Origin of the sequence: Aureibaculum sp. 2308TA14-22 (assembly GCF_040538665.1) — a bacterium.
Classification (GTDB): domain Bacteria; phylum Bacteroidota; class Bacteroidia; order Flavobacteriales; family Flavobacteriaceae; genus Aureibaculum.
The window spans coordinates 1,712,563-1,732,158 of record NZ_JBEWXT010000001.1; the positions used below are offsets into that span (position 1 = coordinate 1,712,563).

Consider the following 19,596-nt stretch of genomic DNA (forward strand, 5'->3'; position numbering starts at 1 on the left):
TTTTGATAGAATTCATGAATCTTCGATTTCAGGGTCGCATTTATTAAAAACTTGTATGTAAAATAGAAATGTGATGCTGAAACGAGTTCAGCATGACGTTACCCGAGATTATTACGAATTACGAATATTCAATATTACTATTTCAAATAATATAAAAATGAACAAAAACAAAATTTTATCTACAGTAGCAATTTTATTAATTATATTGGGCATAGCTATGATATATATCGGAGGATTTTATGCACCAAAAGTAATGCTGCCACCAATTATTACAGGTATAGGATTCTTTTTGATTGGGTGGGCGTTGAATACGTTAAAAGATTAACACAGCCAGAGACAGTCCAAAGCATCCGTTATTAAGTGAAATAACAATCCTACGCCAATAATTCTAGTCTTTTTAATAAATAAGAAACTCAAATAAACAATTGCTGCATAGTAAGTGTGTAATGGATGAAAATTAATACTACATCTTTCTGGATCGAAAATGGGAGTTGCTAATAGATGGTCTAAATCTATTAGCATAGTTAAAACCATTATCAACCATGCTTTTTTCCAAATCTTAGGGAATAATAAATAAGCGAGTACTCCTGGAAATAGAAAGTGCAATCCGTAATGGATGATGCTTCTAACAATTTCTAAATCCATTCTATTTTCTGATTTTCGATATAATTGATAGCATTTGGACCTTCCATAAACAACAAATCCAGTACACTTAGATTGGGAATAAAACCGTGTTTGTCCGAAAAAACTTGAGTGTATTTAGATAAATTATATTGTTTTTTTGATTTTGCATCCACTAAAAAGCGAAAATCGGCATTTTTAGGATATCCTTTTTGGAAATCGGCTGTCTTATCAATCGTAATTTCCTGAGGTAGGTTTTCAATTATAAATTCTTGGGTATCCAAATTCAAATCCAACAAATACTTGTATTTTTTTTGCAGTAAGTCAATCAAATCATCTTCGTAAAATTCGTAAAATGGTGATGATTTATAAGCAGAAGCCATTGACTTTAGATGTTGCTGTTGCCAATTGGTGCTATTATCGAGCAATACATCCTTTGTTTTTTGCTTACTGTTGGCTTGTTGTACAGGTACATTAAGCAATTGCCTGCCATTTGCTCCGTAAATATAACATCGAGTTCTGTAGGTTTGTTTTTGAAAATTATCATGAACCTCGAATTTCGCTTTATCTTGATTTGACAGAGCTACAAAATGTATGATTGGTGAAAAATATGTGGGGTATAATAACAAAAAGTTTAGTTTTAGTGATTAATAGTTAGTAATGACGTTCCAATTGTCTAATAACACACCCCTAACCCCTCTCAAGAGGGGAACAACAACCTCCATAAACTGGAGACTGCGAACTGAATACTGTCTACTCTTTTTTCTTTCTTTTTCTAAAAAAGTCAAATGCAAACCAAAGCACTACTAAACCAATAAACCATTTGAAATATGAAACAGGTTTTCCGTTACCACCAACGGTTGTAAAGAAACGTTCCCAACGTGGACTCCAGCCTTCCCAGCTCATCCAAATTAACACGGGCTTACCGACCACATGGTCAAAGGGTACATATCCCCAAGCACGTGCATCTAACGAATTTTGACGGTTATCTCCCATCATCCAATAATAATCTTGTTTAAACGTGTAGTTATCTGTATCTTTTCCGTTGATAAGGATTTCATCACCGTTTATTATCAAATTATTACGTTCATACTCTCTAATCAATCTTTTATAAAAAGGGATGCTTTCTTTTGTCAATTTAACAGTTTCTCCTTTTTTAGGAATATAAATAGGTCCAAAATTGTCTGTATTCCATCCCAAAGAAGGTACTTGTGGAAAAACACCTCCATCTCTACCTTTGGGTTGTATTGTTTTTGTAACACTTTTCACGGCAGGATTTTTAGCGATTAAAGCAGCCTCCTCATCCGTCAAGGTTAAAAAATAATTGCCATCTTGCATTCTACCACCTTCCCTAACATTGTATCTACCACTTAAAGCTGCTGGACTTATAGCCTGACCACCAGTATTAACTGAAAAATTATACTGTATTTTGGCTCTATCATTGTAGGTAGTTCGCTCTCCGTTGATGTAAATATAACCATCACGAATCTCTAAGGAATCCCCAGCTACGGCAACACAACGTTTTACCAAATTTGTCTTTTTATCAATAGGTTTATAGTAATTTCTATCAGGATTGAATTTGTTCATATCCAACAAGGTATCCGCAGGTTGGTTGAAGACTACAATATCGTTGCGTTTTATTTTTTGAAAACCTGGCAATCGCATATAAGGTAACTGCAATTTGTTTTTCCACGAAGTTTCTTTTTTCTCAATACGATCATCAAAAAGGTAAGATTTACTATTAGTGAATGGGATAGTATCATGTACCATGGGCAATGCCACGGTTGTCATAGGCACCCTAGCTCCATAATGGAATTTACTTACAAAAAGGAAATCACCTATTAACAATGTCTTTTCTAATGAAGAAGACGGAATGGTATAAGGCTGCATAACATACGTATGTACCAGAGTTGCCGCAATTATTGCAAAAACAATAGAACTAATCCATTCTCCTGCAGTTGTTCTTGGTGTTAAACTTCTATCCTCAATATACTCAACATCTGTAGCATAATTAATATAGTAAATATAAAACCCAAGTGTTAAAATGACTAAGATAGTATCTAACCTTGAGTTTCGACCAAAACTTCTGATGGTCTCAACCCAAACCACGGGGAACATCAATAAATTAACGATAGGAATAAACAATAGAATTACCCACCACCAAGGGCGATTGATAATTTTCATTAAAACTACAGCATTATAAATAGGAATTGCTGCTTCCCAAGCCCTTCGACCCGCTTTTACATATAATTTCCAAGTTCCTAAAAAGTGGATTACTTGTATAACTAGAAAAAATATAAACCATTCTGTAAAAGTCATATTTACTGTTTTTTATTTTGAATTATTACTATTATCAAATACCTAACACGTCCTTCATTGTAAAAACGCCTTTTTTATCCTTAAGCCATTCGGCAGCAATTACTGCACCAAGAGCAAATCCGTCCCTATTTTTAGCAGTATGGGTAATTTCAATTTCATCAACGCCAGATGTATAAGAAACAACATGTGTACCTGGCACATTCTCTATACGTTTAGATGTTATTGGTATAGCTTTCTCATCGTCCGTTACATCTAAACTCCATTTTTCTTTTGAAGTTTGCTCAATAACAGCCTCAGCCAAAGTAATGGCTGTACCGCTAGGAGCGTCCAATTTTTGTATATGATGCGTTTCTTCTAAACTTACATTATATACATCAAAATTCTTCATTAGCTTAGCCAGTTGCTGGTTCAATTCAAAAAACAAATTGACCCCTAAACTGTAATTGGATGCATAAATAAATGCTCCATTTTTCATTTTACAATTCTCAATAGCTTTATCAAAATTATCCAACCAACCTGTTGTACCTGAAATAACTGGAACCCTTTTATTAAAGCATAAATTTATATTGTTAAAAGCCTCGTTTGGCACACTGAAATCTATAGCAACATCCGCTTCTGACAAATCAAAATCGGCAGTATCCACATCAATTTTAGCCACAATAGTATGACCTCTTTCTATTGCAATCCTTTCAATGGTTTTACCCATTTTACCATATCCGAATAAAGCGATGTTCATTTGGCTAAATTAAAAATTAAAACTGATTGTTGCACCGAATACCGCTTGATTTGTTGCGGGTATCGTAAAAATTGTGGGATTAAACGAAATATTGGTATTTAAAGCTTTATCTGGTAAATGTGCATCAACATTGGCTTCAATAATATTTAAAATATATAACCCAATGGTTATAAATAATGACAAATCTCTATTCTTTTTATAAAAATTCTGAGCACGTTCCAAACTGGCTTCCGTTAGCTGCGGTTTTTCTCCAGTTCCATCAAATTCATGAGGTCTATTGGCAAGTTCAAGTTTAAATGCCTCTCTATATTTATTGTATTTGTTGTTGTTATCTATATAAAAATAAGTGCCTGTACCCACTGCAGCCCAAACTATAGGTGCTTTCCAGTACTTTTTATTATAGACTTGACCTAAACCAGGAAAAACTGCAGAATAAAATGCCGCTTTTGAAGGGGCCAGTATATTTATTTCATCTGCTACAAAAGAGGTGTCTATTTTACTGACTTTTAATTTAGAGGGAATTGTGTCTTGTGCAAAAACCGTCGCAAAAGAACTTATAAAAAAAATAGTATAGACACACCATTTGAACATCTATTGCAATAGCTTTTTAATGCGATTAAAATCTTCTTGAGAATTGAAAGGAATTTCAATTTTTCCTTTATTTTCTCCTGAAAGTTTTATTTTTACGGTATTCCCCACAAAATCACTAATCTCTTTAGTACTTTGCTTAATGTAGTCTGGAACAGTATTAGTGATAGTAATTTTCTCATTGGTTTTACCATCACGTACATTTTTCACCAATTGTTCAGTTTGTCTTACAGAAAGGTTGTTTTTGATAATTTTTTCATAAATATCTAGTTGCTTAACAAAATTATCGACACCAATTAAGGCTCTACCATGCCCCATAGACAAAAATCCGTCACGCATACCTGTTTGAATAATGGGATCTAACTTTAACAATCGTAAATAGTTAGTAACCGTTGACCTATCTTTACCCACACGCTTACTCAATTCTTCTTGTGTTAGATTAATTTCGTCAATTAAGCGTTGGTATGACAAAGCTACTTCAATAGGATCAAGATCTTTTCGCTGAATATTTTCAACCAATGCCATCTCAAGCATCTCTTGATCATTAGCTAGCCTTATGTAAGCAGGTATGGTTTTTAAACCAATCAATTTTGAAGCTCTAAAACGCCGTTCACCAGATACTAATTGAAACTTATTTCCATCCAATTTTCTGACAGTAATTGGCTGTATTACGCCTAATTCTTTTATAGAACTAGCTAACTCTCTTAAGTCTTCTTCATTAAAATAGGTTCTTGGTTGAAAAGGATTCACTTCAATTGAAACCAAATCAATTTCGACAATACTACCAACTAATTTATCAGCATTTTTATCTCTTACAGAACGAATATCTTCAACAGGGTCTTTTAGCAATGCGGAAAGCCCTCTACCCAATGCTTGTTTTTTAACAGCTTTAGCCATTCTTGTTCTTTTTTAAAATTTCGTGTGCTAAGTTAATATAATTTACCGCACCTTTACTGGTAGCATCATACGCAATAATGCTTTCGCCATAACTCGGTGCTTCGCCCAAGCGGATATTTCGCTGAATAATGGTTTTAAAAACCATATTCTGAAAATGTTTTTTTACTTCGGCAACTACTTGATTTGATAATCTGAGCCGCGAATCGTACATAGTGAGCAACAATCCTTCAATGTCTAACTCAGGATTATGGACTTTCTGAACACTTTTTATTGTGTTTAATAGCTTTCCTAGACCTTCTAGGGCATAATACTCACATTGAATAGGAATAATAACAGAATCGGCTGATGTTAAGGCATTTAAGGTAATCAATCCTAAAGAAGGGGCACAATCAATTAGAATAAAATCGTATTGATCCTTAACTTCTTCAATAGCTTGTTTGAGCATGTACTCACGCTCATCCTTATCTACCAATTCTAATTCTATAGCCACTAAATCAATATGCGATGGTACAACATCTACATTGGGTGAATTAGTTGTGACTATTGCGTCTTTACTATTTACAGAGTGCTCCAGCAACTGATAAGTACCCGCGGTAACAGCCTCTACATCAATACCCAAACCAGAAGTTGCATTGGCTTGTGGGTCGGCATCAATCAATAAAACCTTTTTCTCTAAAACTCCAAGAGCAGCAGCTAAATTAACTGTTGTGGTAGTTTTACCAACACCACCTTTTTGATTTGCAACGGCTATTATTTTCCCCATTAATTGCATTAAATTTTAGGCTATAAAAATACAACTATTTATGAGTTATTGAAATGAAGTTGTAAACAAAACATGAACAAAAAACTGCCTTAGGATTGTTTCCAATCACTAAGGCAGCCTATTAGAATGTTAATAAGTTTTATTCGTGGTTTTCAGGATAAAGAACGGCCAAGATATAACCTTCGGTCAGGTATTTATTGGCAACCGCTTGAATATTTTTGACCGTTATATTATCAATTTCTTTGGTTTTACCCATTATTTTTGATCTGTCCGCTTTATTGTAATCGGCATTTTTTAACGCTCTTATCCAGTAGTTGTTTTTCTTTAAATTTTCTTTGTATTCCAATAACTGGGCTTGTTTCACTTTTTCAACGTCTTCTTCTGTTGGTCCGTTTTCAATAATTTCCTGAACCTCAGCCAAAGCAGCCTCTTTTAATTTTTCAACATTTTCAGGACCACACGGGAAAGAGATTGTAAAATTATAAGAACCATAAGGCAATTTATTAAGTCCACCTCTAGCTCCTACTCCATAAACGCCAGCTTCTTCTTCACGGAGCTTTTCAATCAATTTAATAGTTAAAATTTCACCAAGACTTTGAAGCATGTGATCGTCTTTAGCATTATATTTAGTCTCACCAGTGTATCGAATCATTACGCTACTTTTAGGCTCAGTACCTTTTTTTATAATTTTTTCATGCGAACCTGACAAAGATCTAAATCCTAAATCTTTAATATCCTCTTTTTTGTCAGTACTAGGAAGGCTTGCCAAATATTGTTTTGAAAATTCTCTTAATTTAGCCTCATCAAAATTCCCTACAAAATAGAAATTGAAATCTCCAGCATTTGCAAAACGCTCTTTATACTTCTCATGAGCTAAGTTATAGTCAGCATTATCAAACTCTTCTGGAGTTGGAAACCCTAAATATCTTTCATTGTCCTTATTCATAAACTTTCCTAACTCTATTTGAAAGTAAATATTGGGGTTAGACATTACACTTCCTAAAAAAGCTTTTTGCTTGTTCGCAAAAGACGCAAATGCTTTTTCATCTTTATTTAATGCAGTAAAATTCAGATGAATCAATTGAAATAAGGTTTCTAAATCTTTTGGGGTAGACCTACCTGACAAGCCCTCGCTAGCCGACCCAATAAAAGAACGTACAGAAGCAATTTTACCAGTTAGCAATTTTCCTAAGTCGGTTTTGTTAAAACCATTTACACCAGCTTCGTTTAGCCCTCCATTTGCTCTTGCCGTCTTTTTATAGGTATCTAAATCATACTCGTTTGTACCACCATAACTAAAGGCCTCAAATAAAACTTCATCATCTTTAAAATCAGTTTTTTTATAAACTACTGTTGCTCCATTAACCAAGGTTAATGTAGTTGTACCCAAGTTTTCATCTTTAACCTCTTTAATAATAGCACCTATTTTAGGCATCTTTGTCATTAAAGACTCACCTAAATCAGAATCTTCATAAGGTTTAATATCTGCTTTTTCAACTTCCGCTAATAAATTGGTTACTTGCTGTTCTGTAATTTTAGGAGTACCCTCTTTATCTGAACCCGTCAACACCACTACTCTATTATCCTCATGCAAATAATTGGAAATTAATCCATTAATTTCATCCAATTGTATAGTTGGCAATGCTTTTTTATAAAAATTATATTCCCATTCAATTCCCGGGATTGGTTCTTTCTCTAAAAAATTACGTACATACTCACCTACATATCTACCAGATTCATTTTTATCCTTATTCTGAAATGCTTTGTCCATTCTAGCTAAAATAGCTGTCTTAGCACGTTCAAATTCTCCTTTTTGAAAACCATAACGCTTAACACGTTCATTTTCTTCTAATAGCGTTTTTAAAGCAGTTAATTGTCCTGTTGGACTGGACATTGCCATCGATTGATACGCATTTTTACTTCTAGCCCAAGTACCTCCGTAATAGGATGACCCAAATACAAAAGGTGGATTTTCGCCATTTGTCAATTCTTGTAATCGATTATTTATCATTTGAGAAAACAGTCCTTTTACTATTGATTTTCTATAATCTTCTAAAGTAGTTTCAACTTTTGGTTGGCCTTTGTCCTTATACAATAATTGCACTTGATTAAAAGTAGCTTCTTTGTCAGTTTCTACGGCAATAAATGTTTCTTCGTGATTTGGTACTTTGAAAACTTTACGCTCACGCGGATTGGTTTTGACTTTGGCTTTGCTGAAGTGTTCTTTAATTTTAGCTTCTAATCTATCTAAATCAACATCACCTACAGCAATTACTGCCATTAAATCTGGTCTGTACCAATCATCTCTAAACCTTTTAATAGCTTCAGGTTTAAAATTCTCAAGAATATCTTTTTTTCCTATTGGCAATCTTTCGGCGTATTTAGAATTGTACATCATTTTAGGTAAATAATTTGCCAACATACGTTTATCAGCTCCTAAACCTATTCGATATTCCTCTAGCACTACGCCTCTTTCTTTTTCAATTTCGTCATCAGTAAGTAGTGTGTTAAATGCCCAATCTTCCAAAATTTGAAATCCTTTATCTAATTTATCTTCATCATCACTTGGTATTGGTAAGATATACACGGTTTCATCAAAACTGGTATAAGCATTTAAGTGTGCCCCAAATTTTACGCCGATACTTTGCAGATAATCCACCAACTCATTCTTTTTAAAATTCTTAGTACCATTAAAATTCATGTGCTCCATAAAGTGAGCTAAACCTTGCTGGTCATCATCTTCTAATATTGAACCCGCATTAATTACCAGTCTTAATACAACCTTGTCTGCAGGTTTGCCATTATTACGAATGTAATATGTTAGTCCATTTTCAAACTTACCCGTTCTGATATTAGGGTCAGTTGGGATTTTAGAATTTAAGTCAATTGTTTGTTGTGCAAAAGCAGTAGCACTAACAACTAGTACTGCTAGTGCGAAAATTAGTTTTCTCATTGTTGTTTTTAATTTTAACGTTTTATTATTTAGCTTTTATTCTTTTTAGATCGTATCATCATTTCTAGCATATCCCACATTTCTTGAGGTATTTGTTCTAACATATTAAACTGACCAGCACCTTGCAACCACTCACCTCCATCTATTGTAATAACTTCACCATTAACATACGATGAAAAATCTGACATTAAATACGCTGCCAAATTTGCTAACTCTTGATGCTCGCCCACCCTACGTAATGGGACTTTCTTTTTCATATCAAATTTATCCTTTAAATCTCCAGGTAATAACCTGTCCCAAGCTCCTTTAGTAGGAAAAGGTCCTGGAGCAATGGCATTAAATCTAATATTATATTTTGCCCATTCCACAGCCAAAGAGCGTGTCATCGCCAACACTCCTGCTTTTGCAGTAGCAGACGGAACTACATAGGCGGAACCTGTCCATGCATAAGTAGTTACAATATTTAATACTGTAGCATTATCTTGTTTTTCAGAAATCCAATGTTTACCAAAAGCTAACGTGCAATTTTTTGTACCTCTTAATACAATGTCAATAATAGTATCAAATGCATTTGCCGATAACCGTTCGGTTGGGCTGATAAAATTACCAGCAGCATTATTTAACAACCCATCTACTCTTCCATATTCTTTTATAGAAGCCTGAAGCATTGCCTCTACCTCTTCATAATTACGAACATCACATTGTACCGGTAAAACTTTTCCACCTGTCTTTTCTTCAAGTTCAGCTTTTACCGTTTTTAATTTATCAATGTTTCTAGAGGTAATTACTACATTGGCTCCCAACTCTAAAAAATAAGTCGTCATTGCTTTTCCAAGTCCGCTGCCGCCACCAGTAATTACAATTGTATTATCTTTTAGGCTACCCTCTTTTAACATGGGTTTTTGATATGTATTCATTTAGTTTATTTTCCAGTAAAAATATTGAAAAATACTAAAAATGACCAGAATAAACCGCTTTATTTTTTTATTCAAAAAACTGTTGTAAAAAACAAAAGGATTTGTATATTTGCCACCGATTTTAGCAGGGGTTTATTTGAATCCTTATTTAACTGATAAGAAGATTTTTTAAAGATATAGAATAATGAGTAAAAGAACGTATCAACCGTCAAAGAGAAAAAGAAAGAACAAACACGGCTTTAGAGAAAGAATGGCAAGTGTTAACGGAAGAAAGGTTTTAGCTCGCAGAAGAGCTAAAGGCAGAAAGAGACTTTCAGTTTCATCAGACCCTAGCCCGAAAAAATAATGATAATTTATTCAATTATATATAAAGGTGTTACTTTTTTAGTAACACCTTTTTTTATATCTTCTTAATAAGTTTTTAAAATTATAGACACAAAAAAAATAGAAAATTCAAATATTTGTAATCCATAAAAATAGACAGACAGAAAATGCCAAAAAATCCAGCAATCAAATCCGTTTTAATTATAGGTTCAGGTCCAATTATAATAGGTCAAGCTTGTGAGTTTGATTATTCAGGAAGTCAATCCTTAAGATCTTTAAGTGAAGAAGGAATAGAAACTATCCTTATCAACTCGAATCCTGCTACAATCATGACGGATCCCTCAATGGCAGATCATGTTTACCTATTACCATTAACCACAAAATCTCTGGTTAAAATATTAAAAGAGCATCCTCAAGTAGATGCCGTTTTGCCAACAATGGGAGGCCAAACTGCACTTAACCTGTGTATTGAGGCTGATAATAAAGGTATTTGGAAAGATTTTGATGTTGAACTCATAGGTGTTGATATAGATGCCATAAACGTAACTGAAGACAGAGAGCAGTTTCGTAATTTAATGGGTGAAATCGGTGTTGAAATGGCTCCTCAAGCTACGGCAACATCATTTTTAAAAGGTAAAGAAATAGCTCAAGAATTTGGTTTTCCGTTGGTAATACGATCATCTTACACACTAGGCGGTGCGGGAGCATCAATTGTTTACAAGGCAGAAGATTTTGATGAATTACTAAGAAGAGGCCTTGAAGCGTCCCCTATCCACGAAGTGATGATTGATAAAGCAATGATGGGATGGAAAGAATACGAACTAGAATTATTACGCGATAACAATGACAATGTTGTTATTATTTGTGCTATAGAGAATATGGATCCAATGGGTATTCATACAGGAGATTCCATTACAGTTGCACCTGCAATGACCTTGTCGGATAAAACCTATCAAAAAATGCGTGATATGGCTATACACATGATGCGTTCTATAGGTGATTTTGAAGGTGGATGTAACGTACAATTTGCGGTAAGCCCTGATGAAAAAGAAGATATTATAGCTATTGAAATCAACCCTCGTGTTTCACGTTCTTCCGCATTGGCAAGTAAAGCAACAGGTTACCCAATTGCAAAAATTGCAACGAAATTGGCTATTGGTTTTACGTTGGATGAACTGGACAATCAGATTACAAAATCTACTTCTGCTTTATTTGAACCTACGTTAGATTATGTTATTGTAAAAATACCACGTTGGAACTTTGATAAATTTGAAGGTTCTGATCGTACCTTAGGCTTACAAATGAAGGCGGTTGGTGAAGTAATGGGTATTGGTAGGTCTTTTCAAGAAGCTTTACATAAAGCAACGCAATCTCTTGAAATTAAGCGAAATGGGATTGGTGCAGATGGCAAAGGTGAAAAAGATTATGAGAAAATTATTGACAAATTAAGAAACCCTAGTTGGGATCGTGTTTTTATTATTTATGATGCCATTCAGATGGGAATGCCGTTGAGTAGAATCCATGAAATTACTAAAATTGACATGTGGTATCTACGTCAATATGAAGAATTGCACTTTTTGGAAAAAGAAATATCAACTCATAGCTTAGAGACCTTACCAAGAGATTTATTGTTAGAGGCTAAACAAAAGGGCTATGGTGATAGACAAATTGCACATATGTTAGATTGTTATGAGAGTGAAGTCTATAAAAAGCGTCAAGAGCTTAACATTAACCGCGTTTATAAATTGGTTGACACCTGTGCTGCAGAATTTAAGGCTCAAACACCTTACTACTACTCTACTTTTGAGAATAATAGTATAGTAAACGGTGTGGCTTCTGCTGAAAACGAATCTGTGGTTACAGATAAAAAGAAAATTATTGTATTAGGCTCAGGCCCTAATCGAATTGGACAAGGAATTGAGTTTGATTATTGTTGTGTTCACGGCGTATTAGCGGCTAAAGAAGCAGGTTATGAAACCATAATGATTAACTGTAATCCTGAGACGGTTTCTACGGATTTTGACACCGCTGACAAACTGTATTTTGAACCCGTTTTCTGGGAACATATTTATGATATCATTCAACACGAAAAACCAGAAGGTGTTATTGTACAATTAGGCGGACAAACTGCATTAAAACTATCTGAAAAGCTAGAAAAATATGGTGTGAAAATTATAGGGACTTCATTTGAAGCGTTGGATTTAGCTGAGGATAGAGGTCGTTTCTCTACACTACTAAAAGAATTGGATATTCCTTATCCACGATTTGGAACAGCAACAACTGCGGATGAGGCTTTAGCCGTAGCTGATGAATTAGACTTTCCGATTTTAGTCCGACCTTCTTATGTATTGGGTGGACAAGGGATGAAAATCGTCATCAACAAAGAAGAGTTGGAAAACCATGTGGTGGATTTACTTCGTAAGATACCAAATAATGTACTGTTATTAGATCATTATTTAGATGGTGCTATAGAAGCGGAGTCCGATTCTATTTGTGATGGCGAAGATGTTTATACCATTGGCATTATGGAACATATTGAGCCATGTGGTGTCCATTCCGGAGATTCAAATGCTACATTGCCCGCTTTTAATTTGGGTGAATTTGTAATGCAGCAAATAAAAGACCACACTGTTAAAATTGCAAAAGCACTAAAAACGGTAGGGCTTATCAATATTCAATTTGCCATAAAAGACGATATTGTTTATATTATAGAAGCCAACCCAAGAGCTTCAAGAACGGTTCCTTTTATTGCCAAAGCCTATGGCGAACCGTATGTAAATTATGCTACCAAAGTAATGTTAGGCGATAAAAAATTAAAAGATTTTGACTTTAATCCAAAACTAAACGGCTTTGCCATTAAGCAACCTGTGTTTTCATTTAATAAGTTTCCTAATGTAGATAAAAAACTAGGGCCTGAAATGAAATCAACCGGAGAGAGTATTTTATTTATTGACAGCCTAAAAGATGACCAGTTTTACGAATTGTATTCTAGAAGGAAGATGTATTTGAGTAAGTAGAGATAATGAAGAATCAGATATCGATTTAAAGATTTAAGTTATTACTTCGTATATTGTTACAATTATTAAAAGCATTATAATGAAGCTTCCAAAAATCGCCATTGCTCTAATTTATTTGCTAGTATTTACTCAATTTGGAATTGCTCAAAATACAAAACACCCAAATGTAATACTAATTATAACAGACGATCAAGGCTATGGAGATTTGGGTATTACAGGCAATCCACATGTAAAAACACCCGTACTAGATAATCTCGCTAAAGAAAGTTTAAGGTTTACTAATTTTTATGTTTCACCTGTGTGTGCTCCCACTCGAGCCAGTCTAATGACAGGACGATACTCGTTACGCACTGGTATCAGAGATACGTATAACGGCGGTGCAATTATGGCTTCCAATGAAGTAACCATTGCAGAAATGCTAAAACAAGCCAATTACACAACCGGAATTTTTGGAAAATGGCATTTAGGTGATAATTACCCAAGCAGACCAAGCGATCAGGGTTTTGATGAATCGCTTATTCACCTTTCGGGAGGAATAGGACAAGTGGGTGATTTTACCACTTACTTTAAGGGAGACAGAAGTTATTTTGACCCTGTGCTTTGGCATAATAACAAGCAAGAAGCTTATACTGGTTATTGTTCAGATATTTTTACGGATAATGCCATTGCGTTTATTGAAAAAAATAAAGAAACACCTTTTTTTTGTTACTTATCTTTTAATGCTCCGCATACGCCTTTGCAAGTTCCAGACAACTATTATCAACAATATGTATCTGTTGACCCCGCTTCAGGTTTTGAAAACGATGACAGGCCTTTTGTAAAAATGAGCGAAAAAAACAAGGAAGACGCTCGAAAAGTATATGCTATGGTTACAAATATTGATGATAACTTGGGTAAGCTCTTTAAAAAATTGGACGATTTAAATATTGCCGATAATACAATTGTCATTTTTATGACTGATAACGGACCACAACAAGTAAGATATGTAGCTGGAATGCGTGGACGTAAGGGCAGTGTATTTCAAGGTGGCGTTAGAGTCCCATTTTACATGAAATACCCTTCATCCTTTAAAGGAAATAAGGATATTGAAAGTACTTCTGCTCATATAGATATTTTACCTACACTTTCAGAATTATGCAATGTTGGCTTGCCCAAAGAAAAAACTATTGATGGTAAAAGTCTTGTCCCGCTTATTGAAAATAAGCCTATTAATTGGCATAACAGGTCATTATTTTTTTACTGGACAAGACGTTATCCAGAACGGTATAACAATATGGCGTTATTGAAAGGAAATCATAAACTCGTTGGGCATACAGATTATAATGCCAATATTGAAAATTTTGAGCTATTCAATCTTAAAAAAGATCCGTACGAGCAAAAAAATATCATGCTTGAAAACATCAGCACTGGAAATAAACTTAAAAAAGAACTTGACAGCACCTATAAAGAACTCATAAACTCTAAAAATCTCGTTAATCAACCTCGGATTATTGTTGGCAGCAAACATGAAAATCCTATTTTTTTGAACAGAAACGATGCGGGTGGACAACGTGGTATTTGGAATCAAGAAGAAATTTATGGAAAATGGAAAGTTAACATTAAAGAAGGTACTTATAATATCCGGTTCAAATTTATTAAACCAATTAAAGCCAACGGAAAAATGTATTTGGAAACAAATACAATGGTGAATCAAATGGTGAATAATAGCCTAGACAATACAGATGTTATTGAAATGAATAACATTCATTTTCCTGAAATGGATTGTGATATAAGATCATTTTATGCCGAAGGTGGAAAAAACATATTCCCGTTTTGGGTAGAGCTAGAAAAGATTGATTGATTCCTCTAGGCTATCTAACAATTAGTAACAAGCAGCACATAGTTAAAAGACTTTTTCTATCTTCGCATTTATGCAACAAGAAAAAGCCCTGTCCATATTAAAATCAGGTAAGAATGTGTTCTTAACAGGTTCAGCTGGTACAGGCAAAACCTATGTGCTTAATGAATACATCAATTATTTACGAGCCAGAAAAGTACCCGTTGCCGTAACCGCTTCTACGGGTATTGCTGCTACGCACATGAATGGCATGACCATACATTCTTGGGCGGGTATTGGAGTTAAAGAGCATCTGACCCAAGGAAATTTGGTAACGATGAAAACCAAAAAGTACCTTAAAAAAAATCTGGAAAAGGCAAAAATCCTGATTATTGATGAAATTTCAATGCTGCATAAAAACCAATTGAATTTGGTTGACAAAGTGTTGCGTTATTTTAAAGGAAATCATGAACCTTTTGGCGGAATTCAAGTCGTACTGAGTGGCGATTTTTTCCAGCTCCCTCCTATTGGTAATTACAGCGAAAAAAGCAGGGATAAATTCTCTTTTATGTCAGAGGCTTGGGTAAATGCCAATTTTACCATATGCTATTTAACAGAACAATTCCGGCAAAGCGATTCAAGCTTGAATGATATTCTAAACGAAATTAGAACAGGCAATGTATCAGAATATAGTATGCAATTATTAAATGATGCAACACAAAACAAACTGGAGAACAAAGAAGTTCCTACTAAATTATATACCCATAATGCAGATGTTGACAAGATTAATAATGAACATTTAGTGACGTTAGAAGGCAGAACTAGAACCTTTAAAGCCTCATCAAAAGGCAACAAAAAGTTAATAGACACCTTGAAAAATGCCGTTTTGGCCAATGAAAATTTACAGTTAAAAGTTGGAGCAAAAGTAATGTTTGTAAAAAACAACAACGAAAAAGGCTTTGTAAATGGTACACTAGGCAAAGTAATAGGTTTTAACGAAGAAGGCTCTCCTAAAGTTAAGACATCAAACGATAGAATTATTACCGTGGAAAGAGAAGATTGGTCTATTCAAGACGATCATAATAAATTACTGGCAAGTTTTAGTCAATTTCCATTACGACTGGCCTGGGCAATCACTGTTCATAAATGCCAAGGAATGACATTGGATGAAGCCGAAGTAGACCTTTCCAAAACTTTTGAACGCGGACAAGGCTATGTGGCATTATCACGATTGAAAAAAATTGAAAACCTACATTTAAAAGGGTTGAATGAAATGGCCTTAAAAGTAGATGCGTTGGCTCATAAAGCGGATATCCGATTTCAAGAGCTTTCTAACGATGCCGACGAAAAATATACTATTGGCGAACTAAATAAAATGGCTCCACCATTTATTAGAAGCTGTGGAGGAATAACTGATGTTAAGGGTATTGAAAAGAACAAGAAAAAAATTAAAGAAAAAAAGACAAAGAAGCAATCCACCTATGAGTTGACACTGTCTTATTTAAAACAAAAAAAATCTATTGAAGCTATTGCTGAAGAAAGAGGAATGACAGCGGGTACCATATCAGGTCATATTATTAAAATTCGCCAAGATTATCCAAAAGAAGACTTGAGTTTTTACAAACCAAAAAATGCACTTTTCAATAAAGTTAAAAAAGTATATGACTTACAACCTAAAGATAAGCCCATTAGCTCAAAAACTATTTTTAGTGCTCTAAATGGTAGTGTAAGTTATCAAGATATTAAATTATGTATTGCGTTTATTTAGAAATTTTATAATTTAATAAATATTGTATATCCTTAATCCGTAATAATGTAGTGTAACGTCATGCTGAACACGTTTCAGCATCTCAATATTATTTGACATACAGCTATTTGTTCGATGCGACCCTGAAATCGAAGATTCATGAATTCTATCAAAATTAATAAGTAATTAATGAATAAACAAGTTCAGGGTGACGACCTGGTTATGTTCATTACGGACAATTAGATTAAATAAATCAACTTAACTAGTAATAAATTATGAATATTTCAGATTTTCTTTCTGACTTGCCTGAGTATTTCAACTCAGAACTATTACCTTGGGAATTAACCAGTAATTTAAAAGAAATTGTCGAAGAAATAATTCCTAAACTTCAAGGAGATTTTAGAATAAGTGATGGAATTGCCATTCACAACTCAGTAATCTTTGAAAACAATGTAACTATTAAAAGGCCATTTATAGCGATGGAAAATTGCCATATTGGGGCAAATACCTATTTTCGAGAAGGAGTTTTCTTAGACAAGTCAGTTAAAATTGGTCCTTCCTCAGAAATTAAGAGTAGTATTATTTGTTCTAATACTTCAATTGCTCACTTAAATTATATTGGAAATAGCATCATTGGGGAACACGTAAATTTTGAAGCAGGTTCCATTGCAGCTAATCACTATAATGAAAGAGAAGATAAAAGGATAGTTGTAAAATTTAATAATCAACAGATTGAAACGGGTGTTACCAAATTTGGAGCCTTGGTTGGTGATAATTCAAAAATTGGAGCCAATGCGGTGTTATCGCCCGGGACTATTTTGAAAAAGAATTCCATTGTAAAAAGACTTCAGTTAATTGAATAAAAAGAGATTCAAGCTTTTATAACCAAAAAAAACTCTTGAATATAGATGAGTAATCGAGTACTAGAAATTACTAGAACCAAACAATATGCCAATAAAGCAAGAGCCATTGGAATCTATATAAATAACAAAAAAGTAGGTACAATTAAAGATGGGGAGACCAAAATTTTTATTCTCGACGCTGAAGAAAATGAGGTTTATGCAAAAATTGATTGGTGCCAGACAGAACCACAAAAAATTAGTACCAAAGAAAACGAAACGACTATACTTAAATTGGGTTCTAACCTATCGGGCTGGAAATTATTGTTAGCGTTTTATTACATAACTGTCAACTCTTCTGAGTTGTTGTATTTGAAAGAAATAAACTAACATGTATTGAAAATTAATATTTTGCCCTTTAACAAGAATTTAAAATTAACAATCACTTTTTTGCTTAGTTTTGCAGTAAAATATATAATTTGAAGTATTTACTAATCATAGTTTTGGTTTTCACAACTTTCGGATTGCACGCCCAGGAGAAGCGTATTCAAATCTTGCATGCAGATAATTCTATTGAGGATGAAGAAAAGTATCCAAACCAAACGGTATTGTTGGGTGATGTAGTTGTTGAGCATGAAGGCATTACCTTACGAAGTAAAAAAGCAATACATTTTAAACTTCAAAACATAATAAGGGCATTTGGAAATGTGGTGCTAAATCAAGGTGATACTATTACCCAAACTAGCGATTATGTTCAGTATAATGGTAAGACTAAAAAAGCAAAATCGTGGGGAAAAGTAGTGTTGACTGACCCAACAATGACCTTAGCCACTGATACCTTAGACTTTGACCGAATAAAGCAATTATTGTATTATAAAAGTGGTGCAACTATTAAAGATACTGCCAATGTGTTGGTAAGTGAAAAAGGAAATTACTATTTACAAACTTCAAAATTTGAAGCCCTTTCGGACGTAGTCTTAACCAATCCTGATTATGTGCTTAATTCTGAACATCTTGAATATTATACTAATAATGGACAAGCATTTTTATTTGGACCATCAACTATTGTTGGAGAAGATAATCATATTTATACCGAAAATGGGTTTTATGACACAAAAAAAGACATATCTCATTTTACAGAAAATTCCGTAATAACCTATAAAAACAGGTCAATTACTGCTGATAGCTTGTATTACGATAGAAACAAAGCCTTTGCATCTGCCACTAACAATATAAAAGTATTAGACACTTTAAATAAGGCCGTAATACGAGGTAATTATGGGGAGTTTTATCAAGAGTTAGATTCTGCTTATGTGATTGACAGAGCTGTCGCCATTACAGAAATTGAAAAGGACTCTATGTATGTGCATGGTGATACATTATTGGTTACTGGCAAACCAGAAAACAGAATCGTTAGAGCATATAATCGTGTTAAATTCTTTAAGAGCAATTTAAGCGGGAAATGCGATTCTATTCACTCCAATCAAAAAACAGGATTGACACAGATGTTTAGAAATCCTATCCTATGGTCGCAAGAAAGCCAGATTACAGGAGATACTATACACTTACTTTCCAATCCTGAAACCGAAAAATTAGACAGTCTAAAAATTCTACGAAACGCATTTGTTATTCAAAAAGATTCCGCGGGTTACAATCAGATAAAAGGCAGGAATATTTTAGGGAAGTTTATCAAGAACGATTTGGAGGATGTTAATGTTATTGGCAATGCGGAAAGTATTTTCTATGTCAGGGATGATGAGGATAATCTTAACGGAATAGATAAAAGTACCTGTAGTCGTATTAATTTCAAACTAATGGATAAAAAAATAAAAGATATCACCTATTTTGTAAATCCGGAAGGAACTATTTTCCCTCCATCCAAATTGCCTAAAAGCGAACGTTTATTTCCAGGCTTTATTTGGCGTGATAAAGAAAGGCCCTATAAAATGGAAGATATTTTTATAAAGGATAAAGCAGCCTCCCCCTTGCCCCCTCCGAAGGAAGGGGAATCCGTCGAGACTAATAATAAACAATCCGTAAACAATTAAATTTAGTCTGT

At 34.1% G+C, this 19,596-nt stretch carries 17 protein-coding genes; 8 read left to right on the top strand and 9 right to left on the bottom strand.

Annotated features, from left to right (window positions below; genetic code table 11):
• The first annotated feature begins 73 nt into the window (after nt 1-73).
• Nucleotides 74-325 (top strand): hypothetical protein, encoded by a 252-nt coding sequence (locus tag U5A88_RS07570; RefSeq protein ID WP_354205198.1) that lies wholly within the window; start codon nt 74-76, stop codon nt 323-325.
• Here the strand turns inward: U5A88_RS07570 and U5A88_RS07575 are convergent.
• From U5A88_RS07575 to U5A88_RS07615, 9 genes are all read right to left on the bottom strand, one after another.
• Nucleotides 322-645, bottom strand: a complete 324-nt coding sequence (locus U5A88_RS07575; protein WP_354205200.1) for a DUF6122 family protein — start codon at nt 643-645, stop codon at nt 322-324. The two genes, U5A88_RS07570 and U5A88_RS07575, sit on opposite strands and share 4 nt — an antisense overlap.
• Nucleotides 636-1,250, bottom strand: a complete 615-nt coding sequence (locus U5A88_RS07580; RefSeq protein WP_354205203.1) for a WbqC family protein — start codon at nt 1,248-1,250, stop codon at nt 636-638. Before U5A88_RS07580 ends, U5A88_RS07575 begins: the two co-directional genes overlap by 10 nt.
• Before the next feature lie 124 nt (nt 1,251-1,374).
• Nucleotides 1,375-2,940: a signal peptidase I gene (gene lepB, locus U5A88_RS07585; protein ID WP_354205205.1), complete on the bottom strand. Its 1,566-nt coding sequence runs from the start codon at nt 2,938-2,940 to the stop codon at nt 1,375-1,377.
• A 34-nt stretch (nt 2,941-2,974) separates the two neighbouring features.
• Nucleotides 2,975-3,676: a 4-hydroxy-tetrahydrodipicolinate reductase gene (gene dapB, locus U5A88_RS07590; RefSeq protein ID WP_354205207.1), complete on the bottom strand. Its 702-nt coding sequence runs from the start codon at nt 3,674-3,676 to the stop codon at nt 2,975-2,977.
• 9 nt (nt 3,677-3,685) lie between these two features.
• Nucleotides 3,686-4,267: a DUF5683 domain-containing protein gene (locus tag U5A88_RS07595; protein ID WP_354205209.1), complete on the bottom strand. Its 582-nt coding sequence runs from the start codon at nt 4,265-4,267 to the stop codon at nt 3,686-3,688.
• Entirely contained in the window at nt 4,268-5,161 is an 894-nt protein-coding gene (locus U5A88_RS07600) for a ParB/RepB/Spo0J family partition protein (RefSeq protein WP_354205211.1), read from the bottom strand. It abuts the gene before it with no gap.
• Complete coding sequence (locus U5A88_RS07605) at nt 5,154-5,924, bottom strand: ParA family protein (RefSeq protein WP_354205213.1); 771 nt, start codon at nt 5,922-5,924, stop codon at nt 5,154-5,156. Before U5A88_RS07605 ends, U5A88_RS07600 begins: the two co-directional genes overlap by 8 nt.
• A gap of 139 nt (nt 5,925-6,063) precedes the next feature.
• On the bottom strand, nt 6,064-8,877 hold the full coding sequence (locus U5A88_RS07610) for a M16 family metallopeptidase (RefSeq protein ID WP_354205215.1): 2,814 nt from the start codon (nt 8,875-8,877) through the stop codon (nt 6,064-6,066).
• 29 nt (nt 8,878-8,906) lie between these two features.
• Nucleotides 8,907-9,794, bottom strand: a complete 888-nt coding sequence (locus tag U5A88_RS07615; protein ID WP_354205217.1) for an SDR family oxidoreductase — start codon at nt 9,792-9,794, stop codon at nt 8,907-8,909.
• A 184-nt stretch (nt 9,795-9,978) separates the two neighbouring features.
• Between U5A88_RS07615 and rpmH the strand changes: the two genes are divergently transcribed.
• The 7 genes from rpmH to U5A88_RS07650 all read left to right on the top strand — a co-directional run bounded on the left by rpmH (nt 9,979) and on the right by U5A88_RS07650 (nt 19,585).
• Complete coding sequence (gene rpmH, locus U5A88_RS07620) at nt 9,979-10,140, top strand: 50S ribosomal protein L34 (protein ID WP_321976354.1); 162 nt, start codon at nt 9,979-9,981, stop codon at nt 10,138-10,140.
• A 145-nt stretch (nt 10,141-10,285) separates the two neighbouring features.
• Nucleotides 10,286-13,135 (top strand): carbamoyl-phosphate synthase large subunit, encoded by a 2,850-nt coding sequence (gene carB, locus U5A88_RS07625; protein WP_354205219.1) that lies wholly within the window; start codon nt 10,286-10,288, stop codon nt 13,133-13,135.
• Between the two features lie 79 nt (nt 13,136-13,214).
• Nucleotides 13,215-14,975: an arylsulfatase gene (locus tag U5A88_RS07630; RefSeq protein WP_354205221.1), complete on the top strand. Its 1,761-nt coding sequence runs from the start codon at nt 13,215-13,217 to the stop codon at nt 14,973-14,975.
• A 70-nt stretch (nt 14,976-15,045) separates the two neighbouring features.
• Nucleotides 15,046-16,719 carry an AAA family ATPase gene (locus tag U5A88_RS07635; protein ID WP_354205223.1) on the top strand — a complete coding sequence of 558 codons (1,674 nt, stop codon included), beginning with the start codon at nt 15,046-15,048 and terminating at the stop codon, nt 16,717-16,719.
• A gap of 254 nt (nt 16,720-16,973) precedes the next feature.
• Nucleotides 16,974-17,561, top strand: coding sequence for a DapH/DapD/GlmU-related protein (locus tag U5A88_RS07640; protein WP_354205225.1), 588 nt, complete (start codon nt 16,974-16,976; stop codon nt 17,559-17,561).
• Between the two features lie 45 nt (nt 17,562-17,606).
• Nucleotides 17,607-17,927 (top strand): hypothetical protein, encoded by a 321-nt coding sequence (locus U5A88_RS07645; protein WP_354205227.1) that lies wholly within the window; start codon nt 17,607-17,609, stop codon nt 17,925-17,927.
• A gap of 89 nt (nt 17,928-18,016) precedes the next feature.
• A complete protein-coding gene (locus tag U5A88_RS07650) occupies nt 18,017-19,585 on the top strand; it encodes an OstA-like protein (protein ID WP_354205229.1) in 1,569 nt (522 codons plus the stop codon).
• Nucleotides 19,586-19,596 lie beyond the last annotated feature (11 nt).